This window comes from Microbulbifer sp. (assembly GCF_036563125.1).
GTDB lineage: Bacteria > Pseudomonadota > Gammaproteobacteria > Pseudomonadales > Cellvibrionaceae > Microbulbifer.
In genome coordinates, this window is the sequence record NZ_DATCMV010000112.1 from 1 (window position 1) to 24,128 (window position 24,128).

Genomic DNA, 24,128 nt, shown 5'->3' on the forward strand with positions numbered 1-24,128 from the left:
GTGCTTGCCGTGATCCAGATCGAGAGTGCCTTCGACCCCTATGCCGTTTCCCGTGTCGGCGCCCAGGGCATGATGCAGGTGATGCCCTTCTGGAAAAACGAGCTGGGTCGCCCGGATGACAACCTGATCAATATGGACACCAACCTCCGCTACGGTTGCACCATCCTCAAACACTACATCCAGAAAGCCAAAGGCAACATGCCCAACGCGCTGGCCTACTACAACGGCAGCTACGGCCGGCACACATACAGCCGCAAGGTACTCGACGCCTGGGCAGAGCGCTGGCGGTAGACCGCAGCAGAAAAAGCTGATGTTACGAGGTATTCGATGACCCACAGTTTTTTTACCGGCGTCGCCTGCGGGCTGCTGCTGTTGGCGGCAGCGAGACTTGCCATAGGCCAGCGACGCAGCGACAACCGCTGGCTGCTGATCGTGATTTTCGGGGCTTTTGTGTACCTACTGCGCCCCCTGCTAAAAGATCAGGACCCGCATCTCGACCTGCTAATTGATTTCCCCACCCTGCTGATTCCCGGCGCTTTCTGGCTGTTCACACATCAGCTGTGTAGTGAGCGCGATCAGTTTCCGTCCTGGGGATGGGGGGTAATCGCTGCGGAGCTGTTCATAGACTTCTTCAGCCAGCTACATATTCACACTGTTTTTTACCTGCTGGCACAGCCCTTCAAATTGGGGCTGATCGGCGCCGGGTTGGTAACACTGCTGCGACAACTGCAGTACGACCTGGTGGCCGAGCGGCGACTGTTGCGTATTGCCCTGCTGATCGCCATCGGAAGTTATATGGTGATTGTGGTATGCGCGGAGTTTTTATTTTCCTACTTCCCGGTCCCCAGTGGCATCGCCGCCCTGCACGCACTGATGGCCAGTGTTCTCGCGTTCAGCGCGTGCCTCTGGCTGCTGGCGCTGTCCCCCAATGCACTGGATGAATCCCTGCCGCCACGGTCGGCCACAGATCAGGGGGAAACGGGAAACTTACAAGATACCGCCCCGACCACGCCGGAGCCGCTGGATGAACATCAGCGCGAACTGTTGCTGCGCCTTCAACGGCATATGGATAGCGGCGGTTACCGCAAAACGGGGCTGACCATCCGCGAGCTGTCGGAAACGCTCGATGCCAGGGAACATGTTTTACGGGCGCTGATCAATAAGCATCTGGGGTTTCGCAATTTCAACGAATACCTGAACCAGTACAGGATTGACGAAGCCAGCCGGCGCCTGGCCGCCCCTGAGGAAGCGCACCTGCCGGTGCTCACCATCGCGCTGGATATTGGCTATCGATCCCTCAGCCCGTTCAATGCCGCATTCAAGCGCCGACATGAAAAGACCCCGACAGAGTTTCGCCGGGAACAGCTGCCCGCGTAATTATTTGCACGCGGAATTACACAAATTTCCGATTTGTAAAATCCCAAGGCGGAAATTCAGGACTAATCGCACGTCATAAATTGATCCGCGGCCACGAGCCAAAATACGCCTCGTAGTCCACACTTGGAATTGCAGGACCTGCTCTAAAGACATTTAGCCCAGTCACCAAACAGTCTGCAGAACAGGCTCCTGCAAACCGATTATGACTTGGGCGAGGACATAAACTCGATCAACGCCTTGTAATCGTCGTCACTGCAATCGGCGCACATGCCACCGGCGGGCATGGCATTAAGGCCATTCTTAATGGAACTCAGCAGTGCATCCGTCCCCTTGTCCAGGCGGGGCTTCCAGGCTTCCACATCATGTAGCTTCGGCGCGTTGGCCACTCCGGTGTCGTGGCAGATATAGCAGCTAGACTTGTACTTGTCTTCCACCGCATCCGCTACCACCAGGCCACTCATGGCCATACCGCCAACAAGAAAACATACTGCTGAGAGCATCGAAGCTTTCATCACATTTCTCCCTTGATTTCACTGCTTGTAATCGTGGTTATCTGCCGTTCAGATGAATCCAGAGCAGAGTTTAGATGGCTTTACGCGTCAATAACCACAACTTTTTACCACTCTGGCCGCTCATTTCCCAAAAACTTTCCCACTAGGCCGCCCACCATTCTCCGATTCATGGACTATGCTCAATGGCATAAGAAACCTTTCCCGCAGCCCCAGCTATAACACCCATAAGCCGGAGTTCACCCATGACGCTGCATTGGATCAGAGATCCCAGTGCCCACTTTGCCCTGATCGGGGCATTGCTATTCGGTATCAATAGCCTGTTCCAAGACGACAGCCAATCCACTGCTAGCGAAGACATCGTCGTCAACGAAGCCCGTGTTCGCCACCTCGCCGGTATCTTTGAGCGCGGTTGGCAGCGCCCGCCGCAACCGGAGGAATTACAGGGGCTGATCGATGACTTCGTGCGCGAGGAAGTCCTATATCGCGAAGCGGTAAAGATGGGGCTGGATAAGAACGACACGGTGATCAGGCGGCGGATGCGCATGAAAATGGAGCTGCTGGCCAGGGACCTGGTGAACGCCGTAGAGCCCTCGGAGCAGGTGCTGAGGGATTACCACCAGCGCAATATCGAGAAGTACACCCTCCCCGCCCAGTACAGTTTTGAACAGATTTTCCTCGACAGCGACAAGCGCCCGCAGGTGGCGGAAGACGCTCGCCTGGTCCTAACCAAGCTGACCGCCGGCGGCAACCCGCGCAAGCTCGGCGACAACAGCCTGCTTCAGTTCCAGTTCGATGCAACCAGCACCGAGCAAATCGACCGTCAGTTTGGCGCAGATTTCTCCCAGCAATTGCTGGAACTCCCGGAAAACGAGTGGACCGGCCCCCTCACCTCCGCCTTCGGCGAACACCTGGTAAAAATCTCCGCGCGGCAACCGCAGCGGGAACCGGATTTCAGTGAAATTCGCACCGACGTATTGCGCGACTGGCAGCTGGATGAGCAGAACAAGATCCTGCAAACCCAGTACGAAACCCTGAGAGCCAACTACCGGGTTCAGATTACAGCACCACCCATCGACGCACCTTCCATCGAGGTCAGCAGGCAATGAAAAAGTTCCTGATCCTTGTTGTCGCACTGCTGTTACCCACCCTCACGCAGGCACACGAGTTGCGCCCGGCGTCGCTCAGTATCATCCAGAGTGCCGCGCAGACCTTCGACGTCACCTGGCGGGTACCGGCGCGCGGTGATCTGCGCCTGTCACTGCATGTGAAATTCGCTGAAAACACCAACAGGCTCGACCTTCCGACGGCGCAGTTTGTCGGTGGCTATTACGTTGAGCGTTGGCAGATCCAGCATCCGGCGAACCTTGTCGGCAGCGGTATCGAGATCGAAGGGCTGGCGAATACCATGACCGATGCACTGGTGCGTATCAGCTGGCTAGATGGCCGCGAACAGGTGAGCCGCCTGATGCCAGATAGCCCACTGCTTACGGTTACCGACCGCGCCGGCTTCGGTGAGATTGCCGGAACCTACTTCGCGCTGGGTGTAGAACACATTCTGCTGGGAATCGACCACCTGTTGTTTGTGCTCGCGCTGGTGGTACTGGTCACAGGGCGGCGGCAACTGGTTTTCACCATCACCGCATTTACGCTTGCCCACAGTATTACCCTCGCGCTGGCGGTACTGGGGATGGTGTCGGTACCCCAGGGCCCGGTGGAAGCGGTGATCGCTCTCAGTATTGTGTTTGTGGCAGTGGAAATCCTGCACAAACTGGAGGGGCGCCACACCCTGGCGATTCGCAAACCGTGGCTGGTAGCGTTCGGGTTCGGGCTGTTGCACGGGTTGGGATTCGCAGGGGCGCTGTCAGAAATCGGGGTTCCCACACACGCGATTCCTCTGTCGCTGGCGGTATTCAATCTCGGAGTCGAGGCTGGACAGCTCGCGTTTATTCTCGCGGTAAGCGCGCTCATGCTCCTGCTGCGGCGGACGCCGTCGGTACACGAGTGGGAGACTCGCACCGGGCACACGGCCACGGTGGCTTCCGCACTACCCGTGGCCTATATCGTCGGCGGGCTCTCAGCCTGGTGGCTGATCGATCGCACGATTGCGCTGGTGATATGAGGTTTAATCCTGGAACAAAAGTTCTAGGGGATAACCGGTAAACGGCTTGGTTTTCTCAATAACCAGATGGGACGTCATACGGGTAATGGCGGCGTCCTCGTCCGCCAACAATTGCTCGGAAACGCGGTTGAAATCGCCCGCATCCGGGCACACAAACCGCAGCATGTAATCGAATTCCCCGGACATTTTCACACAGGATACGATCTGCTCGATCTTGCTGATGGCACGGCGGAAGCTTTCGCTGGTTTTGGAATCCTGGCGTTTCAACGCCACGTTCACGTAGAACTCCGCGTGGCGCACCTTGTCCAGATTTACCTCTGCGTGAAACTCACGAATAAACTTTTCATTGGTAAGTTTCTTAACTCGCGCCAGGCAGGCGCTCTCCGACAGGCCTATCTCATCGGCAAGATTGAGATTGCTGATACGGGCATTGGTTTGCAGAACTTCGAGAATCTTGAGGTTGTGACGATCTATTTTCACGCTAATTTTACGCTTAGTAAGCAACAGTGAATGTCGACGAAATGGGGGCTCCCCACAGAGCAGACACCGCCGACTGAAAGAATTAACCGGGTCATTGGCGATGTAGGATAGCGGCAAACGCCCCCGCCGGAAACTGGCCTAAGCAGAAGTAACTTACCCCGCTTTCTGACAACCGCTTGTCACAAACCGCTCGATGCGATCCAGTGCCCGCGAGAGCTCGACCTCATCTGCTGCCAGGGTCAGGCGCACATGGTTGACCGCACTCGGGCCAAAGGGCTTGCCCGGGAGAACCGAAACCAGCTCCGCATCCAGCAGCGCTTCGGCAAAGGCCTCACCACTGCGCGCCACCGCGGATACATCCACCATCACGAACATACCCGCATCCGGAGAATAACAGCTGAGGCCCGGAATACGGTCAATGCGCTGGACAATCAGGTCGCGGCGCTTTTCATAGGCGTCGCGCATCTGCTTGACGAAATAGGTATCAAATTCCAGCGCGAAGGCGGCGGCTTCCTGGATAAATTGCGGCACACCAAAAATGGTGGCACCGGCGTATTCAATCAGGCGCGCGACCAACTCGCCCTGGGCTACCGCCCAGCCGAGGCGCCAGCCGCTCATGGCGTGGGATTTGGACAGGCCGTCGATCACGATCACATTGTCCAGCTGTTCCGCTGCGGTGCGCAGGGAGGTGTGGCGGCGGGCAAAGGTGATCATGGAGTACATCTCGTCGGAGATGAGCCAGATATTGCGCGCGCGGCAGTAAGCGGCGAGTTCCCGCAGCTGCTCTGGCGTGGCCATGGCGCCGGTGGGGTTCACCGGGGTATTGATCATGACCGCGCGGGTGTCTTCGGTAATGGCCCGCTTGATGGACTCGACATCAAACGCGAAGCCCCGCTCTGCGGGACAGGCGACTTTCCTGACATCCAGCTGCAGCGCATTGGCAATTGGCACGTAGCCGATATACATGGGTTCGGGAATGACGATCTGCTCGCCGGGGTTGAGCAGGCAGGAGAGCACCGCATAAATTGCGTTGGTGCCACCGGGAAAGACCACAACATCGTCGGGGCTGCAGGGGTGCGGGCTGACCCTGCTCTCGATATCGGCGATCGCACGGCGCAGCATGAGCTCCCCTGCCGCCGGGGAGTAGTGAGTCCTGCCGACACCGAGGCGGGCGCGGGCAAAGTCGAGGATGGGCTCCGGGGTATCAAAGTTGGGGTCGCCAACACACAGAAAGATCACATCTTCCCCTCTGTTGGCCAGAGTGTGGGCCCTATCACTGACCGCCCAGACGTCGGCATCAGCGGAGTGAAGGGCGTGGCTCTGTTTGCTGAATCGCGGGGTATACATCGTCGGAGTCCATCTTTCGCGGTTGTTATTACTTAACCTAAGGTAACAACCAGCGAGGTAATTCATGCCGCTTCAGCACCGGTGTTTTCGCAGCACACCGATTTTTTTGCAGCATTTACCGCAGAAAATTCTGCTTCATAACCGCGTATCAGAAACGATAGTTCAGGCTCAGCCCCCCCACCGTATCCTCCGGCCGTACCAGCAGGTCCGCGGCCAGACGGAGCTTTTCGGTGATACTCACGCCCACCATGGCACCGACACCGTTTTGGAAGTACCCGGCGTTTTCGCTGCGATAAGACGGCATCCGAGCCCAGTTGCTGCGGATGGAGTTAACGCCGATACCGAGATCGGCAAAATCATCGCCGGAGGTATGCTCCAGCCAGAACTCGCCAAACCACTGGTGTTCCGCGGTGTCGGGACAGTTGAAAAAGAAGCCGGCACGGTAGCGCAGGTATTCGCGGTCCTGGCCGAACACCCACAAGCCGAGGGGATCTTCACGCACGCCGAAATTACCGGTGTAGGTGTATTCGATTTCGGTATTTTCGCGAAAACCGTTGACGTCGATCTCGCTCCAGTCAATGGCGACAAACGGGCCCATCTGGCTGGCGAGATCGCCGCTGGCATCGTAACCGGCGCGCAGGAAGACGTTGTACCCCTCACCGTCGGTATCACCGTCGAGCCGGTGGCGAAAGGTTTCACCAAGACGGACGGTGCGATGGATTTTGTCGTACTGAATATCGGAGAAACCGATACCGCCATCGGCAAACCAGAAGCCGTTATCCCAGCGGGCAAAGGCGCTGAGGTTGAAGTTGCGGGATTTGGCAAAGAAGTCTGCAGGCTCATATTCGCTGCCGCCATAGGACATACCGAGCCCCCATTCCAGGTTTTCAAAACCGGCGAAGCTCATACCGAAAAACCCGTCCCACGCCGGAAATTCGTCATTGATCGCCGGGCCGAAACCGAGCTCTGCGTGGCCGACGCTGGCGCCGAAAAATACCGTGGTATAGGGATCCCGGTAGCGCTGAGAGAGCAAGTGGTGGTCAATATTGATGCGGTGCTGGCGGGTGTTCTGGTATCCCAGATCTGGCAGCACACCAAACTCAACCGCGGCGGTAATTGTCTCGTAGTAGTAATCCGCGAGCATCCGCTGGGCAACCAGGGTTGGGTGGATGCCATCGTAGAACACCAGCATATCTGCATTGGGGTTGCTGCCCGCTGCTCCATAGACGGGGCTCGGGTTGGCGCAGTTGATATAGCAGGTCGCGCTCTGGTCGATATTCGCCAATCCGAAAGCGGCAGGATTTTCCACTACCAGCTCGAGGGTACCCTCCATATCCAAAAGCAGGATATTGCCTATAGCATTGACCTGCTGGCGCAAGGCGTCATTGAACAGCTCGGTTCCGTAGTTGCCGTAGTCAACCGCTGCCTGCCCCTGGCTGTAGACCGCCGGCGTGCGGCCAATTTGCGGGGCATTGGCCATGACAATGTACTGCGCCCCGGCCGCTTTCAGTTCGCTGCCAGCGGTGGAGAGGAAGGTGGCGGCACGCTCCATGGAGGCCGGCGAAAGACTGCCGCCGCGCACACCGTCGAGGATATTGTTGCCGCCGCCATTGAGGAAATAGAGATCGCTTCTGGACGGGGTATTGCCCTGCAGGTATCCCTGCCCGGTGCCAAACGGCACACCGGTGAGCGTGATGTTGTTGTTCGGGTCATCCACCAGCGCCTGCAGCGCCACCGGGTCATTGAACACTGCGATCGCCGCCTGCACTTCAGCGGCAGTCAGATAGGGGCTTTCCCCCGCCGCCGGGTCGCAGATGCCATCGGCACCGCAGCGACTGGAGTCCGGCAGGATGGTGGTCAGCGTGTTGTGGTCTGCCACCGTGGTATTCGGGAACAACTGGCGAAAGCGCTGCGGCCCCACAAGGTCCAATAACACGTCCGCGGTGCGATTACCGCCCACGGCCCAGTTTGGGCCATTGGTAAGTACGGAGCCGGCAATCTGCTGAAACTGCTGCTCCGCAGAGCCCGCCGCCGGCGCACAGGGAATGGCACCGCCAAATGCCGGCCCGAGCCCATAACAGGAGTTCAGCTTGGGCACCCCCAGCATGTCGGCAAGGAAAGACACTGCGGGCTGTCGTGGATAAATGCCTTGGGGGTCGTCGGTGGTGAACACACCGGCATTGCCGTTATCCGAAAGGCTGTCGCCGAAGACAATCAGTGAGCGGTAAATCGGCTCGTCCGCCTGCGCTGAAGTGTTACTCAGTCCAATGGACAGCGCGATAGGACAGAGAAAAAACAGGGAAGGGATTCTGGCGGATGGTTTTTCGGTCGGGAACACTGCAGCCTCCTTGCCACGACAGAAATTCGTGGCAAGTATAGGTCAGCTTCAACGATGAAATTGCGCACTCAGGACAGGTTGCTTTCGGTCGTTTCCATCTGCTCGATCGCCGGAACCAGCACGGCACTGATCAACGCCGCCAGTGCGCACCACACCAGGGCGATAACCACAAGACACTCCCACATCGGGCGCCCCCAGGACGACAATCCGAACTGTACGGTATTGAAATAAAACACAGGGGCCGCTAGCAGGCCGGTCAGTGCGGCCCACTGCGGTTTGTTGACCAGCCACGACAGGGAATAGCGCATGGTGGTGGCGAGCATGGCCCAGATACAGATGGACCAGGCCGGCGGCAAATTTGAGTGGTAATCCTGCACCCCCGAGGCCATAAAGGCCCACTCGACCCCAAAGCCACAGAAGATAAAACCGAGGATCAGGAACATATCCCGCACGTCGCGCCACAGGATGAAATGCACCATCAGCACCAAAAACAGTGCAATCAACGCCAGCGCATTGCCATACAGCAAAGCCGTCCACCATCCGGCGACGAACAGGGTGAAATTGATCAACTTCTTATAATTCATTGGCGACTCATTCATCAGAAGGATTTCTGTACCACGAGCGCTTGCCCCGAAATCTGAAAATTTTCTCAAAGGGCATGTCGAACAAACGACTTACAAAATAAATCAGAGGAACCCTAAGACTTCAAGTTAGCAAATACTTCTATTGCGTGTTTGCGCGATTCGGTCACATCGCAAATGGGGGCGGGATAACTGCCGTCGCTGAATAGATCATTGGGGGGGCAGTGGATATCCTTCGCGGAATATCCCTCCAGCTCCGGTACGAAGGTGCGGATGAATGTCCCCTCGGGATCAAACCGTTTTGACTGGCTGTAGGGATTGAACACGCGGAAGTAAGGTGCGGCGTCGGTGCCGGTAGATGCCGCCCACTGCCAGCCACCGTTATTGGCGGCGAAATCGGCATCTACCAGCCTCTGCATAAAGTAATGCTCGCCCTTGCGCCAGTCGGTCAGCAGGTTTTTAGTGAGAAAGGACGCCACCACCATGCGCAGGCGATTGTGCATCCAGCCAGTTTGATTCAGCTGGCGCATGGCGGCATCGACAATGGGCACTCCGGTTTGCCCTTCGCACCAGCGCTCGAAGTCCGCCGTGCGACGCGACCAGGGCACCTGTTCGGTTTCCGGCTTGAATGGCAGGTTGCGGCATACCCGCGGGAAATTCACCACCAGGTGCTGGTAAAACTCCCGCCACAGCAGTTCGTTCAGCCAGCAACTTGCACCCTCGCTGCTCCCCGCCCAGCGGCCGCCATTTTCAGCAAGCGCCATTTGCACACAGCGGCGCACAGATAGCGCGCCACAATTCAGATAGGGGGACAGGCGCGAGGTGCCCGGGATCGCGGGAAAATCCCGCTGCTCCTGGTAGTCGGCAACGATCGCGGAAAATTCCTCGAGCAGCGCCTTTGCTGCACCCTCGCCTACCTCCCACCCCAGCACCCGGCTGTCGCCTCCCGGCGCCACGCCGTAATCGCCAACCGTGTCGGGAATCGCGCGCACCAGATTGTGTTCGCCTTCAAGGGCGATCCACTCAGGCCAAAGTTCGCCGTGATCGGCCCCCATTGAGCGGGGAGCGGGCAGTGGCTCGAAACCCTGGTCGCGGTTGTCATGGCGGGCAATAAAGGCGCGTTTGAACGGCGTGTACACCTTGAAACCTTCACCGCTTCCGGTGGTGAGGCTGCCCGGTGGAATCAGGGTGCGGTCGGTGCAGTACTCCACCGGCACGGGGATCGATCGCAGTGTTTCGCGCACCGCCGTATCCCGACGCTGCTCGTTGACTGGATATTCTGCATTGGCGAACAGCGCATTGATTTTTAGCTTGCGGCAGATCTGCCCCAGCGCGGCTGGCACCTGTGCAAAACCGGGCAGTTCGAGGAAATACAGCGGGATATGTTTTTTCGCCAGGGACACCTGCAGTTTTTTCAGCGTGCGCAGGCGCATGGCCACCACATTGTCGCCATCGCCATGGCTGCGCCAGGTCTGTGGACAGGCGATAAATATCACCGCAAAAGCAGTGCAGGCCCTGGCGGCGCGATAGAGCGCGGTGTTGTCGTCCATACGCAGGTCGTTGCGCAACCAGACCAGTCCGCGCGGATAGGCTTTCTCAGGCATAACGTTTTTCAGTGGAAGTCGCACAGCCCCAGTTCCGCCGGCTCGGCGGCGAGCAGAACCTGGCTGTGGATAAAGCTGTTGGGGCTGCGGGGCAGATAGTGCCGCAGCATGGTCAGCACCGCCGACAACGGTTTGTGACCGAGACGGTAATCCTCAATCAGCTGCTGCAGCTCGGCCTTTTCCTGCTTGTTCAGAAATTCCGACAGGTGCCCCTGGCTGTGCATCAGCGCATTGGTGCGGTCCTTGCGGCTCGCGGGGCGCGACAGAATCTGCATGATGCGACCGCGCACCGCAAACGCCAGCTCGTCCTCGGTCATGGATTTGGCGTCCGCCAGCAGCCGCCCCAGCTCCCGGGTGGCATCCTGATTGTGGGCCAGCAGCAGATACTTATACGCGGTGTAGAAGTCGATGATGCGCGCGATGCGTGACGGCACTTTTTCATCTTCGGCGCCAGTAACATCGATATCCTCACGCTCCACGTAGCGAAACCAGGCGTCGTAGGCAAACACCCGGGTGAGGAAATTTTCCCGCAGTTCGCTGTTGTTCAGTCTGCCCACTTCCTCCATCGGCAAGTGCGGGAAATGCTGCTGCAGGCGCAGCGCGAACAGCCCCACGCCCTCGCTGTCGATGCCGTGGCCATTGTCGAGATAACGCCGCACGCCGCGCAGGCCACAGCTGGGGGAGTTCTGCATAAAGATGTAACCGCGCACCGCTTGCAGCTGCGGCACCACCGAGTCCGCGTACTCCCGCAGGGGGGCAGTCACATCCACGCTGGAGTCCTCCACCCCGACGACGCGCACCGCGTCCACCGGCTCCCCCGCACGGTCCACCAGCAGATGGATGGGTTTGCGTGGTATCCCGAGGCCGATGGCCACTTCCGGGCACAAAGACACATACTCGAAACACTGGCTCAGCAGCCCGGTACAGACCTTGCTGTGCTTGTGACCGCCGTTGTAGCGCACGGGCTCCCCCATCGCACACTGGCTGATGCCCACGGGGATTTTTGACTGGCGAGGCTGTATCCGCATGATCTGCCGCTCCGGGAATATCCTTTGCTCGAAGTGTACTCTGAACGAAGAGTTTCTACCGGGTTATACGCCCGCACCGGAATTGCGGATCAGTGGATGGGGCGCGCCCGCTTACGCAATTTCCTCGCACCTGGCGGGCGGGAACCCGGTAATTGTTGCGCGGCCCGCCACCACCGCTAAAATGCCAGTCCTTCTTTATATAAGTACCAAGATTCACCAGATCCCCGGGGCCCGGAATGATTCCAGCACTGCGCGAAATCAACGATGTACAGGCGCTCTACCTGCAGTTCCTCAAAGCACTCAAACAGGCGGGGTTCCGCGGCGACACCAGCCCCAGCTATGCCAGCCGCACGGTGCTCGCGACGGACAATTCCATCTACCAGGTGCTGCCCCAGGCGGTGGTTTACCCGCGGGACGTGCACGACCTGCAGCTGCTGATGGAGCTGGCAGACCGGGAGGAATTCTACAAGGTGGTACTGTCCCCCCGCGGCGGTGGCACCGGTACCAACGGCCAGTCCCTCACCGACGGTCTGGTGGTGGATATCTCCCGGCACATGAACCGCATCCTCGAGATCAACCCAGAGGAGTGCTGGGTGCGGGTGCAGACCGGCGTGGTGAAAGATCAGTTGAACGCGGCACTGAAGCCCCACGGGCTGTTCTTCGCCCCGGAGCTGTCCACCAGCAACCGCGCCACCATCGGTGGCATGATCAATACCGACGCCTCCGGCCAGGGCTCCTGTGTCTACGGCAAGACCCGCGATCATGTGCTCGAACTGAAGACCGTGCTGATGGGCGGCGCTCTGTGGCAGTCCCATGCCATCGACGATGCCGAACTGGGTGAAATCAATGAGCAGAGCAACCGTGCCGGCAAGATCCACCGTATGGTGGACGGTATCGAACGCGACAAGCGCGCGCTGATCGACACCAAATTTCCCAAACTGAACCGCTGTCTCACCGGCTACGACCTGGCGCATATCCGGGATAGAGAAAAGGACGGCCGCTTCAACCTCAACAATATACTGTGTGGCTCCGAGGGCACCCTGGGCTTTATCGCCGAGGCCAAGCTGAACCTGCTGAAGATCCCCAAGTGCGCGGCACTGGTGAATCTCAACTACGACCACTTCCAGGACGCACTGAAAGACGCCCCCGACCTGATGAAGGCCGGCCCCACCTCCATCGAAACCGTGGACAGCAAGGTTCTGCAGCTGGCCATGGGGGATATCGTGTGGGACAGCGTGAGCGAATTTTTCCCCCAGAATGAACGCCCGGTAAACGGCATCAACCTGGTGGAGTACACCGCGGAGTCCGAAGAGGAACTGGACGCGGCGCTGGCCAGATTCACCGCCCATGTCGACAGCCTGATCGGCCAGCCCGGTAAGAGCTTTGGCTACACCATCGCCCGCGGTCACGCCCAGGTGAATAAAATCTGGGGCATGCGCAAGCGCGCGGTGGGGCTGCTCGGCAACGTCCAGGGCGAGCAGCGCCCGATCCCGTTTGTGGAAGACTGCGCGGTGCCACCGGAGAACCTCGCCGACTTTATCGCCGAGTTCCGCGCTGCGCTGGATGAGGCAGGTTTCGCCTACGGCATGTTCGGCCATGTGGACTGCGGCGTACTGCATGTGCGCCCCGCCATCGACATGAAAGACCCGGAGCAGGCCAAACAGGTAAGGATCATCACCGAGAAAGTGGTGGAGCTGGCACAGAAGTACAACGGCCTGCTTTGGGGGGAACACGGCAAGGGCGTGCGCTCGGAATTTGCGCCGGCATTCTTTGGCGAGCTTTATCCGGAGCTGCAGAAGATCAAGGCCGCGTTTGACCCGCGCAACCAGCTGAACCCCGGTAAGATCGCCACCCCCAGCGCCGCTTCCGGCCTGCTCAAGATCGACCAGGTGCCTACCCGTGGCGAGTACGACCGCCAGATTCCAGTGCAGGTGTGGGATGGTTACTCCGATGGCGTCTACTGCAACGGCAACGGCGCCTGCTTCAACTGGAACCCGGACGATGCCATGTGTCCGTCCTACAAGGGCACCCGCAACCGTATCCACTCCCCGAAAGGCCGTGCCTCGCTGATCCGCGAGTGGCTGCGCTTGCTGGCGGACCGCGCGGTGGACCCGGAGGCAGTGGCGCGCAAGAGCCGCGAGCAGTCCTTCATCATCGGCCTGCCTGGGCGCATCAAGAACAGTCTGGCCAAGGCCCGCGGCGAATACGACTTCAGCCACGAAGTGAACGAATCCATGCAGGCCTGCCTGGCGTGCAAGTCCTGCGCCGGCCAGTGCCCGATCAAGGTGGATGTGCCCACCTTCCGCGCTAAATTCCTTGAGCTCTACTACAGCCGCTACCTGCGCCCGCTCAAGGACTACTTCGTCGGCGGCCTGGAGTTTTTAATGCCACACCTGGCGCGGGTACCACAGCTGTACAACTGGCCGCTTAAATTGAAACCGGTGCGCTGGCTGCTGGAGCGCGGCCTCGGCCTCGCCGACTCACCTAGCCTCTCCGCCACCAACTTGGACAGGGCGATGCGCGAACTGGGCGTTCCCTATGCCAGCCGCGAAAGCCTGCGCACCATGGGTCCGGCCCAACGCGCCAAAGCGGTAGTGATCGTGCAGGACGCGTTCACCAGTTACTTCGATGCGGACGTGGTGGCAGATACCCTGCGTCTGCTCAAGCTGCTGGACTTCAACCCGCTGGTGGCACCGTTTCGAGCCAACGGCAAACCGCTGCATGTACACGGTTTCCTGCGCCAGTTCGCACAGACCGCCGCCGGCAACAGCGCCATGCTCAACAGCCTGGCGGAGAGCGGAGTACCGCTGGTGGGCATAGATCCTTCGATGACCCTCACCTATCGCGGCGAATACAAAAAGCTGATGGGCGACAAGGCGCCGAAGGTGCTGCTGCTGCAGGAATGGCTGGCGCAGCACACAGATCACCTGGCCACCAATCGCAACCGCCTGCAGCGCGGCAGCTTCACCCTGCTGCCCCACTGCACCGAGCAGTCCAATGCCGCCGGTTCCGGTCGCCAGTGGCAGGAGGTGTTTGCCGCGCTGGGTATGGAACTCAGCACCCAGGCTGCAGGTTGCTGTGGTATGGCCGGCACCTATGGCCACGAAGTGGCCAACAAGGAGACGTCGCGGGTGATCTTCCAGCAATCGTGGGAGCCCAAACTGAGCGGTGACACCAGTGCCACCCTGGCCACGGGCTATTCCTGCCGCTGCCAGAGCAAACGCTTTGCCGGCAAAAATTTGCGCCATCCCCTGCAGGCACTACTGGCGCAGATCGAAGATTCGGGGTTTACTGTCAGTACTCACTAACCTGCCGCCGGAGCACCGGCGAACCCCGGAGATGTCTGGCGATGCTGATTCCGCGGAAGAACCCGGCCCCGCGCCTGCTCAAGGCCCTCTGCGCCACCCTGCTGGCGCTCCACTTTGGCGCGGCCGCGCTGGCGCAGGCGGAACCGAATGAATCCGAGGGCATGGCTCCGCTGATCGCGGAGGCGGAAGAAAATGCCCTGGCGGGCGACTACGATGCGGCCCTGCCACTGTACGAGCGGGCCATCGCCGGGCTCGCCGCTGACCCGCACAGCCAGAACCTACTGCGCTACCGCTATGGCATTGTTCTGAACGCACTCGGCGGTGAGCGCCCGGATCTCTACCCGCTCGCCCGCAGCCAGTTCCAAGCGGTCCTCTCCTATATTGAATCTTCGCCGGGGCTGCCGTTCGAACACTCTGCTGCACGGGTGCGCTCCGCCATGGCCCACACCTATCACCAGCACTCGGCACTGCAGGAAAACCCCAACAAACGCGCCGCCATGCTGCGCAATGCCTACCAGCTTTACGCCAGTGCCATCGGCGACCTGCGCCGCGAGGGCGACTGGCAAAACCTCGCCATTACCGCCTTCAATATCGGCCAGGTGTGCGAGTGGCAGGGTAATCTGGAAGAGGCTATTCAGTGGCTGGAGCAGGCAGTGGAACTGGACCGGCGCCACGGCTTTGAGGATCTGCAAGAAGATATGGGCTATCTGTCCGCACTGCGCGAAATGGTCAGCCCCCAGCAGCCCGTGGGCGATACCGCCATCTGAGTGGCCACGCCCCCCCCCTACTCCGCGCTTTACCGGGCCGCCCATTCCCGGGCTCTAACCTTCCCGCGGGAAATCCATGCTCCTCCGTTTGTGCAGAAGAGCGGAATATCGCACCTGGCAAATGTGCTTTTCTATCGACGTGATAGTCGCAGCCTTGCGTAAAACAGGGGAAACGCCACCTCTGTATCCCCCTTACAACGCTGTCATCGATAATATTTCACACATTTGAACCGCTGGTCGCAAAAAAAACGAAAAAAATTTTGTTCCACGAACACTCCGCTACCGCCTCCCAAATAGCGCATTTTTTCACCAATCAGAGATGACATCGCTGTCATGGCAGTTTTGTGAGCGGAAACCAGATACCCACTGGAATCATTTTTTTACGTTACCTGACGTCACAAATCCGTCACAAATGAAAATAAATAACCGTACAATCCTGTAAAACGGGTAAATTTTGCCAAGAACAAAAAATAACCGATTACTCTGTAGGGTAAATCCCGCCGGTTGCGCAAAAGATTGATTCGCATCCAGTGCCGTTTAATATGGCCTTCCCTGATCAAACATTGATCACATATTACGAAATCAACTTGGAGGCGGGGGTGAACAGGCGATGCCTGTGACCGGAGAGCTTCCAGAGGTCTTCCAGAGGTAATGAGACTTATGCGACAGAGCCTTAAAAAGTACATCATCGTAATGGCAGCTTCCCTTGCAGCCCTGGTTGGTGGCGACGCTTTCGCCGCAATCAAGAAGGAACCTGCAGACAAGAAGAAATCTATGACCGTCACCGCCACGGCCTACAACTCCATCGAAGGCCAGACCGATGACGACCCCTGGACCGCGGCCTGGAACAACCGCCTGCGCCCGGGAGACAAGATCATCGCGGTATCCCGCGACCTGGAAAAGCACGGCCTGACCAACGGCGCCAAAGTAAAGATCGAGGGCCTGCCCGGTACCTACACCGTGCGCGACCGGATGAACAAGCGCTACACCAACCGCATCGACGTGTGGATGGAAGAGGATCTGAAAAAGGCGCGCGCCTGGGGCAAGAAGAAGCTGAAAATCGTCTGGCACCCGGAAAAGAAATAAGGCACCGGTTAAGGAAAAACGTCGCTAAGAAAACGTTGCCTGCCAGAACCTTGCCTGGAACTCAGGTCCCGGACTGGAGCTAAGCGACAGCCGGACAACAGAAAGTACACAGGGCTTTGCCAAGCACTGCTTTCAAAAAACAAAACCCCGCACTTGCGGGGTTTTGTTTTTTGCGCCACGGCCATTCACGGTTCGGTTGTGGTATCCACGCCGGGAAGTTCGCGGCAGCCCTCGTTTTCGATGTAGAAAATACTCGGCTGCCGACCCTCGTTATAGCGGTGCTCCACTCCTTCATCGCGAAATACCAGCAAGTACTCCTCCTTCATCCAGCCCTTGTCGGTGCGGTACTCCGTAAGCCATAACAGCGCGGGGGAATTCTCATGGCAGTTGCCATAAAACATCCGGGTTTTTTCCACCAATTTGTTGGTGAGGTAATCGCGGTATCGCCCCGGGTAACTAAAACTCTCACCGGATAGGTCGACCTGCGTTACCCCATCTTCGTCGCCATCCATCTCCACCTGGGAGCGGTCCCCGCGCAAGGCAGTAGTCTCGCCCGGCAGATCCTTATCCGGTGCAGAAAATTCCTCCGGTTCCGGCGGCTCATCCAAATCGCGAATGGGCATCGGCTCAGCGTCGATCTTCTGCAGGAAAATGGCGGTATTTTCGTCGCAATCGATACAGGTACGCCCGGCGATGATGGCGTAGCCCTTGAGCTCGGAAATGAGGCGAGCCTCTGCCAAGTCCACATTGAGTACACGGTCATCGGACAGTTTGAGCTCAATGCCCGAGAGCGCCGGCAGGACACCGGAAAAAAGGAACAGGGGAACACCCAGAAGGGGAAGGAATTTTTTCATGCAGAGCAACCACATTAAATACATCTGCAGACCGCGAACAGTTGGCACCGCCCGGGCAACTTTCCCTGATGCCCGTGGCGGCACCGCGATTGGGTAGTGCTGTCACACTGTCGCGATTCCCTTCTATTTATAACCTTAGCAGGTCAGAAAAAACCTGCTTTGCGGGGCGGTATTTATTTGTAATCGCACTTGTGGCTGCCAGTCACGCACACTAATGCAATGACCGGGGCATCATTTGACTTGCATCAAGCCGAGGCAATAACAACGACAGAATCAGGGCGCTTCCCAGCCGCCACTGGACTCCGCGGGGCCGATAAAGGCGCCTACCCCCTCTTCTTTCAGCGCATCCAGCGCCTCCTGCAGCGCATCCTCATCGGTTTCGAAAGCGTCCTCCCACACGGTGGTGTTGTTGTGTTCGTCCACAATTTCCAGCAACCAGCCGCCGTCGCCATCCTCGTAGATGTCGATATTGACGGTGTGATTGCCATCGCTGTAGGCGCGGCTCAGGGGAGAGTCCTGGGGAGTGAAGTCGTCGGCCATGGGGGGAACCTCGCTGGCAATTGCTCGCTGGATTTGGAGGAAAGAGGAAAATGGCGGCCAATCTGACAACTTATGAACCTCCGGTCAAGGTCCGCCCTTCACTGCGGAAAAAGTGTACGCCAGCTTAGGCAAATTTTGTTAAAATGCGCGGCGATTTTTACCCGTGTTTAATCCAATGCCCCGGATTTACGCTCCGGCCTGCAAAAGGACCTACTTATGACCCACTCCACAACCGTGGTCTGTGCGCTGTACAAGTTTGTCAGCCTCGACGATTTCGAATCCCTGCGCGAACCCCTGCTCCAGGTAATGCTCGACAATGAAGTGCGCGGCACCCTGCTGCTGGCGCGCGAAGGTATCAACGGCACCGTAGCCGGCAGCCGCGCCGCGATCGACGCCCTGCTCGCCTACCTCAAATCCGACCCGCGCCTGGCCGAGCTGGACTACAAAGAGTCTTTCACCGCCGAGATGCCGTTCCTGCGCAGCAAGGTAAAGCTGAAGCGTGAAATCGTCACCATGGGCGTGGAAGGTATCGACCCCCGCCGTACCGTGGGCACTTACGTGAAACCACAGGACTGGAACGCGCTGATTTCCGACCCGGAAGTCCTGCTCATCGACACCCGCAACGACTACGAATACCAGGTCGGCACCTTCGAGCATGCGGTCAATCCGAACACCACCAGTTTCCGCGAGTTCCCCCAGTATGTGAAAGATCACCTGGACCCGCAGAAGCACAAAAAAGTGGCCATGTTCTGCACCGGCGGCATCCGCTGTGAGAAATCCACCGCCTACCTGAAAGAGCAGGGCTTTGACGAGGTCTACCACCTGCAGGGTGGCATCCTGAAATATCTGGAAGAAGTGCCCAAGGATGAAACCCTTTGGAAGGGCGAGTGCTTCGTGTTCGACGATCGCGTGACCGTCAACCACGATCTGGAGCGCGGCAGCTACCAGCAGTGCAATGCCTGCCGTATGCCGGTGACCGAAGAGGAAGTGCAGTCCCCGCAGTTCGAGCAGGGTGTCAGCTGCCCCCACTGTTTTGAGGCGGTATCCGACGCCGACAAGGCGCGTTTCCGCGAGCGGGAAAAGCAGATCCAATTGGCCAAGTCCCGCGGTGAAGACCATCTGGGTCACGATGCCAAGGCCTTCACCGAGTCCCGTCGCCAGCACAAGCAGGCGTTGCGCAAGCAGCAAGCCGAACAGGCGCGCCGCGCCTGATTACTCCCGGCTATTCAGAGTCCCTTTCTACCGCCCCCGTTTGAAAATGAGGTACCCCTAACAGGGTACCTCCGCGGAGCTCGTTAACCACTTCATGGCTTCCGCTTCGGTGAGGAATGAAAAAAGTTCCAGGCCGTTTTCGCGCGCCGTGGTGCGCATTACCGCCGTGGTATTCAGCTCCTTGCGATTGAGCATGGCAAAGCGCGCCCCAGCCATCGCCGGCAGTTGCCCCAGATAGACACCGTAGCGCTGCTGCTCCTCCAGAGTCATGGACATCTTCACCACCCGACGCACATCCGCCATCACCCGCAGAGGCTTCAGGTGACCGTATTTCGCCACCAGTTGATGCAGCGCTTCCATGCGATTTTCATAAGTGGCCTCTCCATATAAAAGCACCTTGACCACCCGCTGCTGACTGTCGTATCGGATCCTAAAACTCATTACTGCGACTACTCCAAACCACTTAATACCACGTCCCTGTCGTATCCGGATTCGCGCCACAAGGTCCGCCCCACCAAATCTGCGACAACCGTTGCAGTCTAGACACAACGGTCAAAAATCTAACTCGATTAATCTCAAATAAACTCACCCAAACCAAAATATGGAAAAAAATTCTCATTTTTTAAATTTGAAAAAGGATTTTTTCCAGATCCAGGATCGCCTCCTGGCAACAATGGCATGCCAGAGAATGCAATTTTGAGGCCCGATTGGATTGCAGCCGAAAAATACATTCTCTTTGCTTCCCCCCCTTACTCCGGCTTTCGCTATCTGGCGAACCACCAACCCACGTGGTGCACTAGTACCAATTGCAGATACGCAGGGAGGCTATGGCGGGTATTACGTGGGAACCGACAGAGCGCGCCGGAAAAAACGAGAATTCAAAGAAAAATAGATAGAGGGATACGTAGTGCAGCAGCAGTGGAAACTAAACGGGATCGCGACCAGCGCTTTCAGTATCCGCCACCAGCCACGCGTTGGCAGCCTGTTCGGTGACAAACTCCCGCACATCCATGCCTTCGGACTGGGCGGTGCTATCGATGACGATGTTCGCATTGAAGTTGGGGGCATGCAGCACGGCAACACGGCCGTGGCGAAGACCGGGCAGATGGGCGGCAAAGGAACCGAATTGCTGGCGCTCGCTGATCGTCAGCACAATCTCCGCCCGACGCACGTCCACCAGCAGGCGCAGCGGGTGCAGATGGCCAAATTTCTCCGCTATCTGCCGCGCGGAAGCCAGTTTTTCCGCAAAATCGACGCGATCAAAAAAGACCGCGTTGACAATGCGGGTATCGGGGTTGAAACGAATTTGAAAACTCAAGCTCCGCCTCCTGCGCAGCGATTAACCGAGCCGCACGACGCCTTGCCGACGAGAGCTCCGTTGCTCAACCTGATCGGATCAGTTCTGGTGAAATCCGCTGGACATTGTACGCACCAAAAGCGAACACAACCAACACACTGATCACAAGATCCGGGCTTACTCCATTTCAATTTCCGGCAGCGTGTCCTCTCCGGCCGCCAGCCATACCTGCGCCGCCGCCTTGCGGGCAATTTCCCGGTAGAGCGCGGCCACTTCGCCTTCGGGTTCCGCCGCCACCGTGGGCGTACCGCCGTCGGCCTGCTGGCGGATGGACATGGCCAGGGGCAGTCGGCCGAGCAGGCGGGTGTCATAGTCCGCAGCCATTTTCTCGCCGCCACCGGCGCCAAATACCGGTTCCTGATGGCCGCAGTTGGAACAGGTGTGCAGCGCCATATTTTCCACAATACCCAGTACCGGCACCGATACCTTGCGGAACATCTCCACGCCCTTGATGGCATCCACCAGCGCCAGATCCTGCGGGGTAGTGACAATCACCGCGCCCGCCAGCGCCACCTTCTGCGACAGGGTGAGCTGGATATCGCCAGTGCCCGGGGGCATATCTACGATCAGATAGTCCAGCTCGTCCTCATCTTCCGCCCACAGGGTCTGGGTCAGCATCTGGTTCAGGGCACCGCTCGCCATCGGACCGCGCCACACCGCCGGGGTGTCTTCCGTCAGCAGATAGCCGAGAGACATGGTCTTGAGCCCAAGTGCCGGCACCGGCACGAAGAACTTGCCCCCCTTCACCTGCGGGCGCACGCCTTCGGTACCGAGCATGGTGGGTAGGCTTGGACCGTAGATATCCGCATCCAGCAAGCCCACGGAGGCACCCTCGGCGGCCAGCGCCAGCGCCAGGTTCACGGCGGTGGTGGATTTGCCCACACCGCCCTTGCCCGAGGCCACCGCGATAATGTTTTTTACCGCTTTAAGTGACTCCGGCACCTCACCGGCGTCTGTACGCCCCACATCGAAGAACAGATCAAATTGCAGTGCAGATCCAGCCAGTGCGCCCTCCGCCAGCAGCGGTGCGCAGGCGGCACGCACGCGCTGTGCCCAGGCCTCCTGCTCGCTCGCGCACGGGTACCCGAGAATTACGCCGGTATAGACGGTGCCATCCTCGTACCCCACCTCGATATCTGCATCCAGTGCATCCAGCGGCAGGCCGGTGGCCGGGTCTTCCAGCGCGCCGATGACTTCGGCAATACCCTCAAGCTGGGCCTGCACGTCCTCGGGGATGTCCTCGTGGTCATGATCATGTCCATGATCGTGCTCATGGTCATCGCAATGGTGGTGATGATCGGTCACGCTGCTGTCCTCACTGGCGCTCTGTTTCGGGCCGGCATTTTGGGCAAGGCCCGGAGTGAATACAAGGCCAGTCCCCGGACAACTACTAGCCTAGTTCACCGCGGCACGGGTGCCTTGCAGGGCCCATTTCTGCTATATTCCGCGCTCTTTTCCGGCGGTTCCCTCCTCTTGTTCAGGTAAGGCCCGTAGCCGCCGCGCAAATCCATTCCACCGACCATTACACGAAATAGTCTCGCAGCCTTTGGAAGCCAAGATGTCTCAGACCGACCATCAGCCCAGAAACATCCTCGTCACCAGTGCCCTGCCCTATGCCAACGGCTCCCTGCACCTGGGTCACATTCTCGAGTACATCCAGACCGATATCTGGGCCCGCTTCCAGCGCGCCCGCGGCAACCAGTGCCTGTACATGTGCGCCGACGATGCCCACGGCACCGCCATCATGCTGAAGGCCGAGCAACTGGGCCTTACCCCGGAACAGCACATTGCCAACATGCAGGCGGAGCACGAGCGCGACTTCGGCGGCTTCCTGATCAGTGTGGATAACTACCACTCCACCCACTCGGATGAGAACCGCGAACTGTCGGCGATGATCTACAAGCGCCTGCGGGAGAATGGCCATATCGCCTCGCGCACCATCACCCAGGCCTATGATCCGGAAAAAGAACTGTTCCTGGCGGACCGCTACATCAAGGGTACCTGCCCGAAATGTAAGGCCGAGGACCAGTACGGCGACAACTGTGAAGTCTGCGGTGCCACCTACAGCCCGACAGAGCTGATCAACCCGGTATCCGCCATTTCCGGCGCCACCCCGGTGGAAAAGGAGTCCGAGCACTTCTTCTTTACCCTGCCAGCGTTCAACGACTTCCTGAAAGAGTGGACCCGCGCGGGACACCTGCAGACCGAAATGGCCAACAAGCTGGCCGAATGGCTGGACGAGGGCCTGCAGGAGTGGGATATCTCCCGCGATGCGCCCTATTTCGGTTTCGAGATTCCCGACGCGCCGGGCAAGTACTTCTACGTATGGCTGGACGCGCCTATCGGCTACATGGCCAGCCTGAAAAATTACTGTGATGCCAAGGGCCTCGACTGGCTGGAGTTCTGGAAAAAAGACAGCAGCGCCGAGGTGTACCACTTTATCGGCAAGGACATCGTCAACTTCCACGCCCTGTTCTGGCCGGCGATGTTGCACTCCGCGCAGTTCCGCACCCCCACCAAGGTGTGTGTACACGGCTTCCTGACCGTCAACGGCAAGAAGATGTCCAAGTCCCGCGGCACCTTCATCAACGCGCGCAATTACCTGGACCACCTGAACCCGGAGTACCTGCGCTACTACTTCGCCGCCAAGCTTACTGCCGGCGTCGACGACCTCGACCTGAACCTCGAGGATTTCATCGCCAAGGTGAATTCGGACCTGGTGGGCAAGGTGGTGAACATCGCCTCGCGCACCGCCAAGTTCGTGAGCAAGTCCGGCGGTACCCTGGCCGCAGAAATTGCCGACGAGGCGCTGTGGAACCAGTTTGTGGAAGCGGCCCCGCGCATTACCGAGTACTTCGAAACCCGCGAATACAGCCGCGCCATCCGCGAAATCATGGCACTGGCCGACGCCGCCAACGCCTGGATTGCCGACAAGGCGCCCTGGTCGCTGGCAAAACAGGAGGGCAGCGAAGCGGAAGTGCTGGCGATCTGTTCCCAGGGCGTCAACATGTTCCGCGCCCTGATTACCTGGCTGGCGCCGGTACTGCCGGAAACCGCACTGAAGGCCGAGGAGTTCCTCGGTGTGAAACTGGAATGGAACAGCGCTACCGCTCCCCTCTCCGGCCACACCATCAACGCCTTCAAACCGCTGATGCAGCGGGTGGAAAAAGAGCAGGTAGAAGCGATGCAGGAAGCGGCGAAGGAATCCCTGGCACAACTGCAGGCGGAAACCAAACCGGCAGCCTCAGGCCCTCTGGCGGACGATCCCATCGCCGCCGAAATCCAGTTCGACGATTTCGCCAAGATTGACCTGCGCATCGCGCTGATCGCCAATGCGGAACACGTGGAAGGTGCCGGCAAACTGCTGAAACTGACCCTGGACCTGGGCGGTGAAACCCGCCAGGTATTCTCCGGGATCAAGAGCGCGTACAAGCCGGAAGACCTGATCGGCAAGCACACCGTGATGGTCGCCAACCTGGCGCCACGCAAGATGCGCTTCGGGGTGAGCGAAGGCATGGTGCTGGCGGCCGGCCCCGGCGGCAAGGACCTGTGGATTCTGGAACCCCACGCCGGTGCCCAGCCGGGCATGCGGGTAATGTAAGCGGATAGGACCTGAAC

21 protein-coding genes are annotated in these 24,128 nt (G+C 58.8%); 9 read left to right on the plus strand and 12 right to left on the minus strand.

Annotation, left to right across the window (positions count from 1 at the left end; genetic code table 11):
• Both VIL80_RS08840 and VIL80_RS08845 read left to right on the plus strand, forming a co-directional pair.
• Positions 1-291, plus strand: a 291-nt coding sequence (locus VIL80_RS08840; RefSeq protein WP_332035746.1) for a lytic transglycosylase domain-containing protein, incomplete at its 5' end; no start/stop codon positions are given.
• 36 nt (positions 292-327) lie between these two features.
• Positions 328-1,377 carry an AraC family transcriptional regulator gene (locus VIL80_RS08845; RefSeq protein ID WP_332035747.1) on the plus strand — a complete coding sequence of 350 codons (1,050 nt, stop codon included), beginning with the start codon at positions 328-330 and terminating at the stop codon, positions 1,375-1,377.
• A gap of 200 nt (positions 1,378-1,577) precedes the next feature.
• Here the strand turns inward: VIL80_RS08845 and VIL80_RS08850 are convergent, their stop codons facing one another.
• The gene (locus VIL80_RS08850) at positions 1,578-1,889 is read right to left on the minus strand and encodes a c-type cytochrome (protein WP_332035748.1); all 312 of its coding nucleotides are present in this window, start codon (positions 1,887-1,889) and stop codon (positions 1,578-1,580) included.
• Positions 1,890-2,131: 242 nt separating this feature from the next.
• Between VIL80_RS08850 and VIL80_RS08855 the strand changes: the two genes are divergently transcribed.
• Together VIL80_RS08855 and VIL80_RS08860 are read left to right on the plus strand one after the other, a co-directional pair.
• Positions 2,132-2,995 carry a peptidylprolyl isomerase gene (locus VIL80_RS08855; RefSeq protein ID WP_332035749.1) on the plus strand — a complete coding sequence of 288 codons (864 nt, stop codon included), beginning with the start codon at positions 2,132-2,134 and terminating at the stop codon, positions 2,993-2,995.
• Positions 2,992-4,008, plus strand: coding sequence for a HupE/UreJ family protein (locus VIL80_RS08860; RefSeq protein WP_332035750.1), 1,017 nt, complete (start codon positions 2,992-2,994; stop codon positions 4,006-4,008). Before VIL80_RS08855 ends, VIL80_RS08860 begins: the two co-directional genes overlap by 4 nt.
• Before the next feature lie 3 nt (positions 4,009-4,011).
• Here the strand turns inward: VIL80_RS08860 and VIL80_RS08865 are convergent, their stop codons facing one another.
• The 6 genes from VIL80_RS08865 to VIL80_RS08890 all read right to left on the minus strand — a co-directional run bounded on the left by VIL80_RS08865 (position 4,012) and on the right by VIL80_RS08890 (position 11,386).
• A complete protein-coding gene (locus VIL80_RS08865; RefSeq protein WP_332035751.1) occupies positions 4,012-4,488 on the minus strand; it encodes an Lrp/AsnC family transcriptional regulator in 477 nt (158 codons plus the stop codon).
• A gap of 153 nt (positions 4,489-4,641) precedes the next feature.
• The gene (locus VIL80_RS08870) at positions 4,642-5,835 is read right to left on the minus strand and encodes a pyridoxal phosphate-dependent aminotransferase (RefSeq protein ID WP_332035752.1); all 1,194 of its coding nucleotides are present in this window, start codon (positions 5,833-5,835) and stop codon (positions 4,642-4,644) included.
• Between the two features lie 148 nt (positions 5,836-5,983).
• Entirely contained in the window at positions 5,984-8,173 is a 2,190-nt protein-coding gene (locus VIL80_RS08875) for an autotransporter outer membrane beta-barrel domain-containing protein (RefSeq protein WP_332035753.1), read from the minus strand.
• Between the two features lie 68 nt (positions 8,174-8,241).
• The gene (locus tag VIL80_RS08880; RefSeq protein WP_332035754.1) at positions 8,242-8,757 is read right to left on the minus strand and encodes a DUF2878 domain-containing protein; all 516 of its coding nucleotides are present in this window, start codon (positions 8,755-8,757) and stop codon (positions 8,242-8,244) included.
• Between the two features lie 113 nt (positions 8,758-8,870).
• Complete coding sequence (locus VIL80_RS08885) at positions 8,871-10,358, minus strand: cryptochrome/photolyase family protein (RefSeq protein WP_332035755.1); 1,488 nt, start codon at positions 10,356-10,358, stop codon at positions 8,871-8,873.
• Positions 10,359-10,366: 8 nt separating this feature from the next.
• Positions 10,367-11,386 carry a YbgA family protein gene (locus tag VIL80_RS08890; protein WP_332035756.1) on the minus strand — a complete coding sequence of 340 codons (1,020 nt, stop codon included), beginning with the start codon at positions 11,384-11,386 and terminating at the stop codon, positions 10,367-10,369.
• Between the two features lie 236 nt (positions 11,387-11,622).
• On the opposite strand from VIL80_RS08890, the gene ydiJ reads away from it, so the two are divergent.
• From ydiJ to VIL80_RS08905, 3 genes are all read left to right on the plus strand, one after another.
• Positions 11,623-14,694: a D-2-hydroxyglutarate dehydrogenase YdiJ gene (ydiJ, locus tag VIL80_RS08895; RefSeq protein ID WP_332035757.1), complete on the plus strand. Its 3,072-nt coding sequence runs from the start codon at positions 11,623-11,625 to the stop codon at positions 14,692-14,694.
• 41 nt (positions 14,695-14,735) lie between these two features.
• Positions 14,736-15,461 carry a tetratricopeptide repeat protein gene (locus VIL80_RS08900; protein WP_332035758.1) on the plus strand — a complete coding sequence of 242 codons (726 nt, stop codon included), beginning with the start codon at positions 14,736-14,738 and terminating at the stop codon, positions 15,459-15,461.
• 660 nt (positions 15,462-16,121) lie between these two features.
• Positions 16,122-16,547: a 3D domain-containing protein gene (locus VIL80_RS08905; RefSeq protein WP_332035759.1), complete on the plus strand. Its 426-nt coding sequence runs from the start codon at positions 16,122-16,124 to the stop codon at positions 16,545-16,547.
• Positions 16,548-16,732: 185 nt separating this feature from the next.
• Here the strand turns inward: VIL80_RS08905 and VIL80_RS08910 are convergent, their stop codons facing one another.
• Positions 16,733-17,401 carry a hypothetical protein gene (locus tag VIL80_RS08910; RefSeq protein ID WP_332035760.1) on the minus strand — a complete coding sequence of 223 codons (669 nt, stop codon included), beginning with the start codon at positions 17,399-17,401 and terminating at the stop codon, positions 16,733-16,735.
• A gap of 273 nt (positions 17,402-17,674) precedes the next feature.
• On the minus strand, positions 17,675-17,941 hold the full coding sequence (locus tag VIL80_RS08915; protein ID WP_332035761.1) for an RNA-binding protein: 267 nt from the start codon (positions 17,939-17,941) through the stop codon (positions 17,675-17,677).
• A 216-nt stretch (positions 17,942-18,157) separates the two neighbouring features.
• Here VIL80_RS08915 and trhO point away from each other — a divergent pair, with 216 nt between their 5' ends.
• Positions 18,158-19,153 (plus strand): oxygen-dependent tRNA uridine(34) hydroxylase TrhO, encoded by a 996-nt coding sequence (trhO, locus tag VIL80_RS08920; protein WP_332035762.1) that lies wholly within the window; start codon positions 18,158-18,160, stop codon positions 19,151-19,153.
• Between the two features lie 57 nt (positions 19,154-19,210).
• Here trhO and VIL80_RS08925 read toward each other — a convergent pair whose 3' ends face one another.
• The 3 genes from VIL80_RS08925 to apbC all read right to left on the minus strand — a co-directional run bounded on the left by VIL80_RS08925 (position 19,211) and on the right by apbC (position 21,815).
• Entirely contained in the window at positions 19,211-19,594 is a 384-nt protein-coding gene (locus VIL80_RS08925; protein WP_332035763.1) for a hypothetical protein, read from the minus strand.
• A 484-nt stretch (positions 19,595-20,078) separates the two neighbouring features.
• Positions 20,079-20,471 carry a hypothetical protein gene (locus VIL80_RS08930; protein ID WP_332035764.1) on the minus strand — a complete coding sequence of 131 codons (393 nt, stop codon included), beginning with the start codon at positions 20,469-20,471 and terminating at the stop codon, positions 20,079-20,081.
• Positions 20,472-20,627: 156 nt separating this feature from the next.
• Positions 20,628-21,815, minus strand: coding sequence for an iron-sulfur cluster carrier protein ApbC (apbC, locus tag VIL80_RS08935; RefSeq protein WP_332035765.1), 1,188 nt, complete (start codon positions 21,813-21,815; stop codon positions 20,628-20,630).
• A 253-nt stretch (positions 21,816-22,068) separates the two neighbouring features.
• On the opposite strand from apbC, the gene metG reads away from it, so the two are divergent.
• The gene (gene metG / locus VIL80_RS08940) at positions 22,069-24,111 is read left to right on the plus strand and encodes a methionine--tRNA ligase (RefSeq protein WP_332035766.1); all 2,043 of its coding nucleotides are present in this window, start codon (positions 22,069-22,071) and stop codon (positions 24,109-24,111) included.
• Positions 24,112-24,128: the final 17 nt, after the last annotated feature.

Excerpts from the sequence above, each read along its gene's own strand:
- VIL80_RS08845 (WP_332035747.1), top strand. The coding sequence starts at position 328 with ATGACCCACAGTTTTTTTACCGGCGTCGCCTGCGGGCTGCTGCTGTTG.
- VIL80_RS08850 (WP_332035748.1), bottom strand. The coding sequence starts at position 1,889 with ATGAAAGCTTCGATGCTCTCAGCAGTATGTTTTCTTGTTGGCGGTATG.
- VIL80_RS08855 (WP_332035749.1), top strand. The coding sequence starts at position 2,132 with ATGACGCTGCATTGGATCAGAGATCCCAGTGCCCACTTTGCCCTGATC.
- VIL80_RS08860 (WP_332035750.1), top strand. The coding sequence starts at position 2,992 with ATGAAAAAGTTCCTGATCCTTGTTGTCGCACTGCTGTTACCCACCCTC.
- VIL80_RS08870 (WP_332035752.1), bottom strand. The coding sequence starts at position 5,835 with ATGTATACCCCGCGATTCAGCAAACAGAGCCACGCCCTTCACTCCGCT.
- VIL80_RS08880 (WP_332035754.1), bottom strand. The coding sequence starts at position 8,757 with ATGAATTATAAGAAGTTGATCAATTTCACCCTGTTCGTCGCCGGATGG.
- VIL80_RS08885 (WP_332035755.1), bottom strand. The coding sequence starts at position 10,358 with ATGCCTGAGAAAGCCTATCCGCGCGGACTGGTCTGGTTGCGCAACGAC.
- VIL80_RS08890 (WP_332035756.1), bottom strand. The coding sequence starts at position 11,386 with ATGCGGATACAGCCTCGCCAGTCAAAAATCCCCGTGGGCATCAGCCAG.
- ydiJ (WP_332035757.1), top strand. The coding sequence starts at position 11,623 with ATGATTCCAGCACTGCGCGAAATCAACGATGTACAGGCGCTCTACCTG.
- VIL80_RS08900 (WP_332035758.1), top strand. The coding sequence starts at position 14,736 with ATGCTGATTCCGCGGAAGAACCCGGCCCCGCGCCTGCTCAAGGCCCTC.
- VIL80_RS08905 (WP_332035759.1), top strand. The coding sequence starts at position 16,122 with ATGCGACAGAGCCTTAAAAAGTACATCATCGTAATGGCAGCTTCCCTT.
- VIL80_RS08910 (WP_332035760.1), bottom strand. The coding sequence starts at position 17,401 with ATGAAAAAATTCCTTCCCCTTCTGGGTGTTCCCCTGTTCCTTTTTTCC.
- VIL80_RS08915 (WP_332035761.1), bottom strand. The coding sequence starts at position 17,941 with ATGGCCGACGACTTCACTCCCCAGGACTCTCCCCTGAGCCGCGCCTAC.
- trhO (WP_332035762.1), top strand. The coding sequence starts at position 18,158 with ATGACCCACTCCACAACCGTGGTCTGTGCGCTGTACAAGTTTGTCAGC.
- VIL80_RS08925 (WP_332035763.1), bottom strand. The coding sequence starts at position 19,594 with ATGAGTTTTAGGATCCGATACGACAGTCAGCAGCGGGTGGTCAAGGTG.
- metG (WP_332035766.1), top strand. The coding sequence starts at position 22,069 with ATGTCTCAGACCGACCATCAGCCCAGAAACATCCTCGTCACCAGTGCC.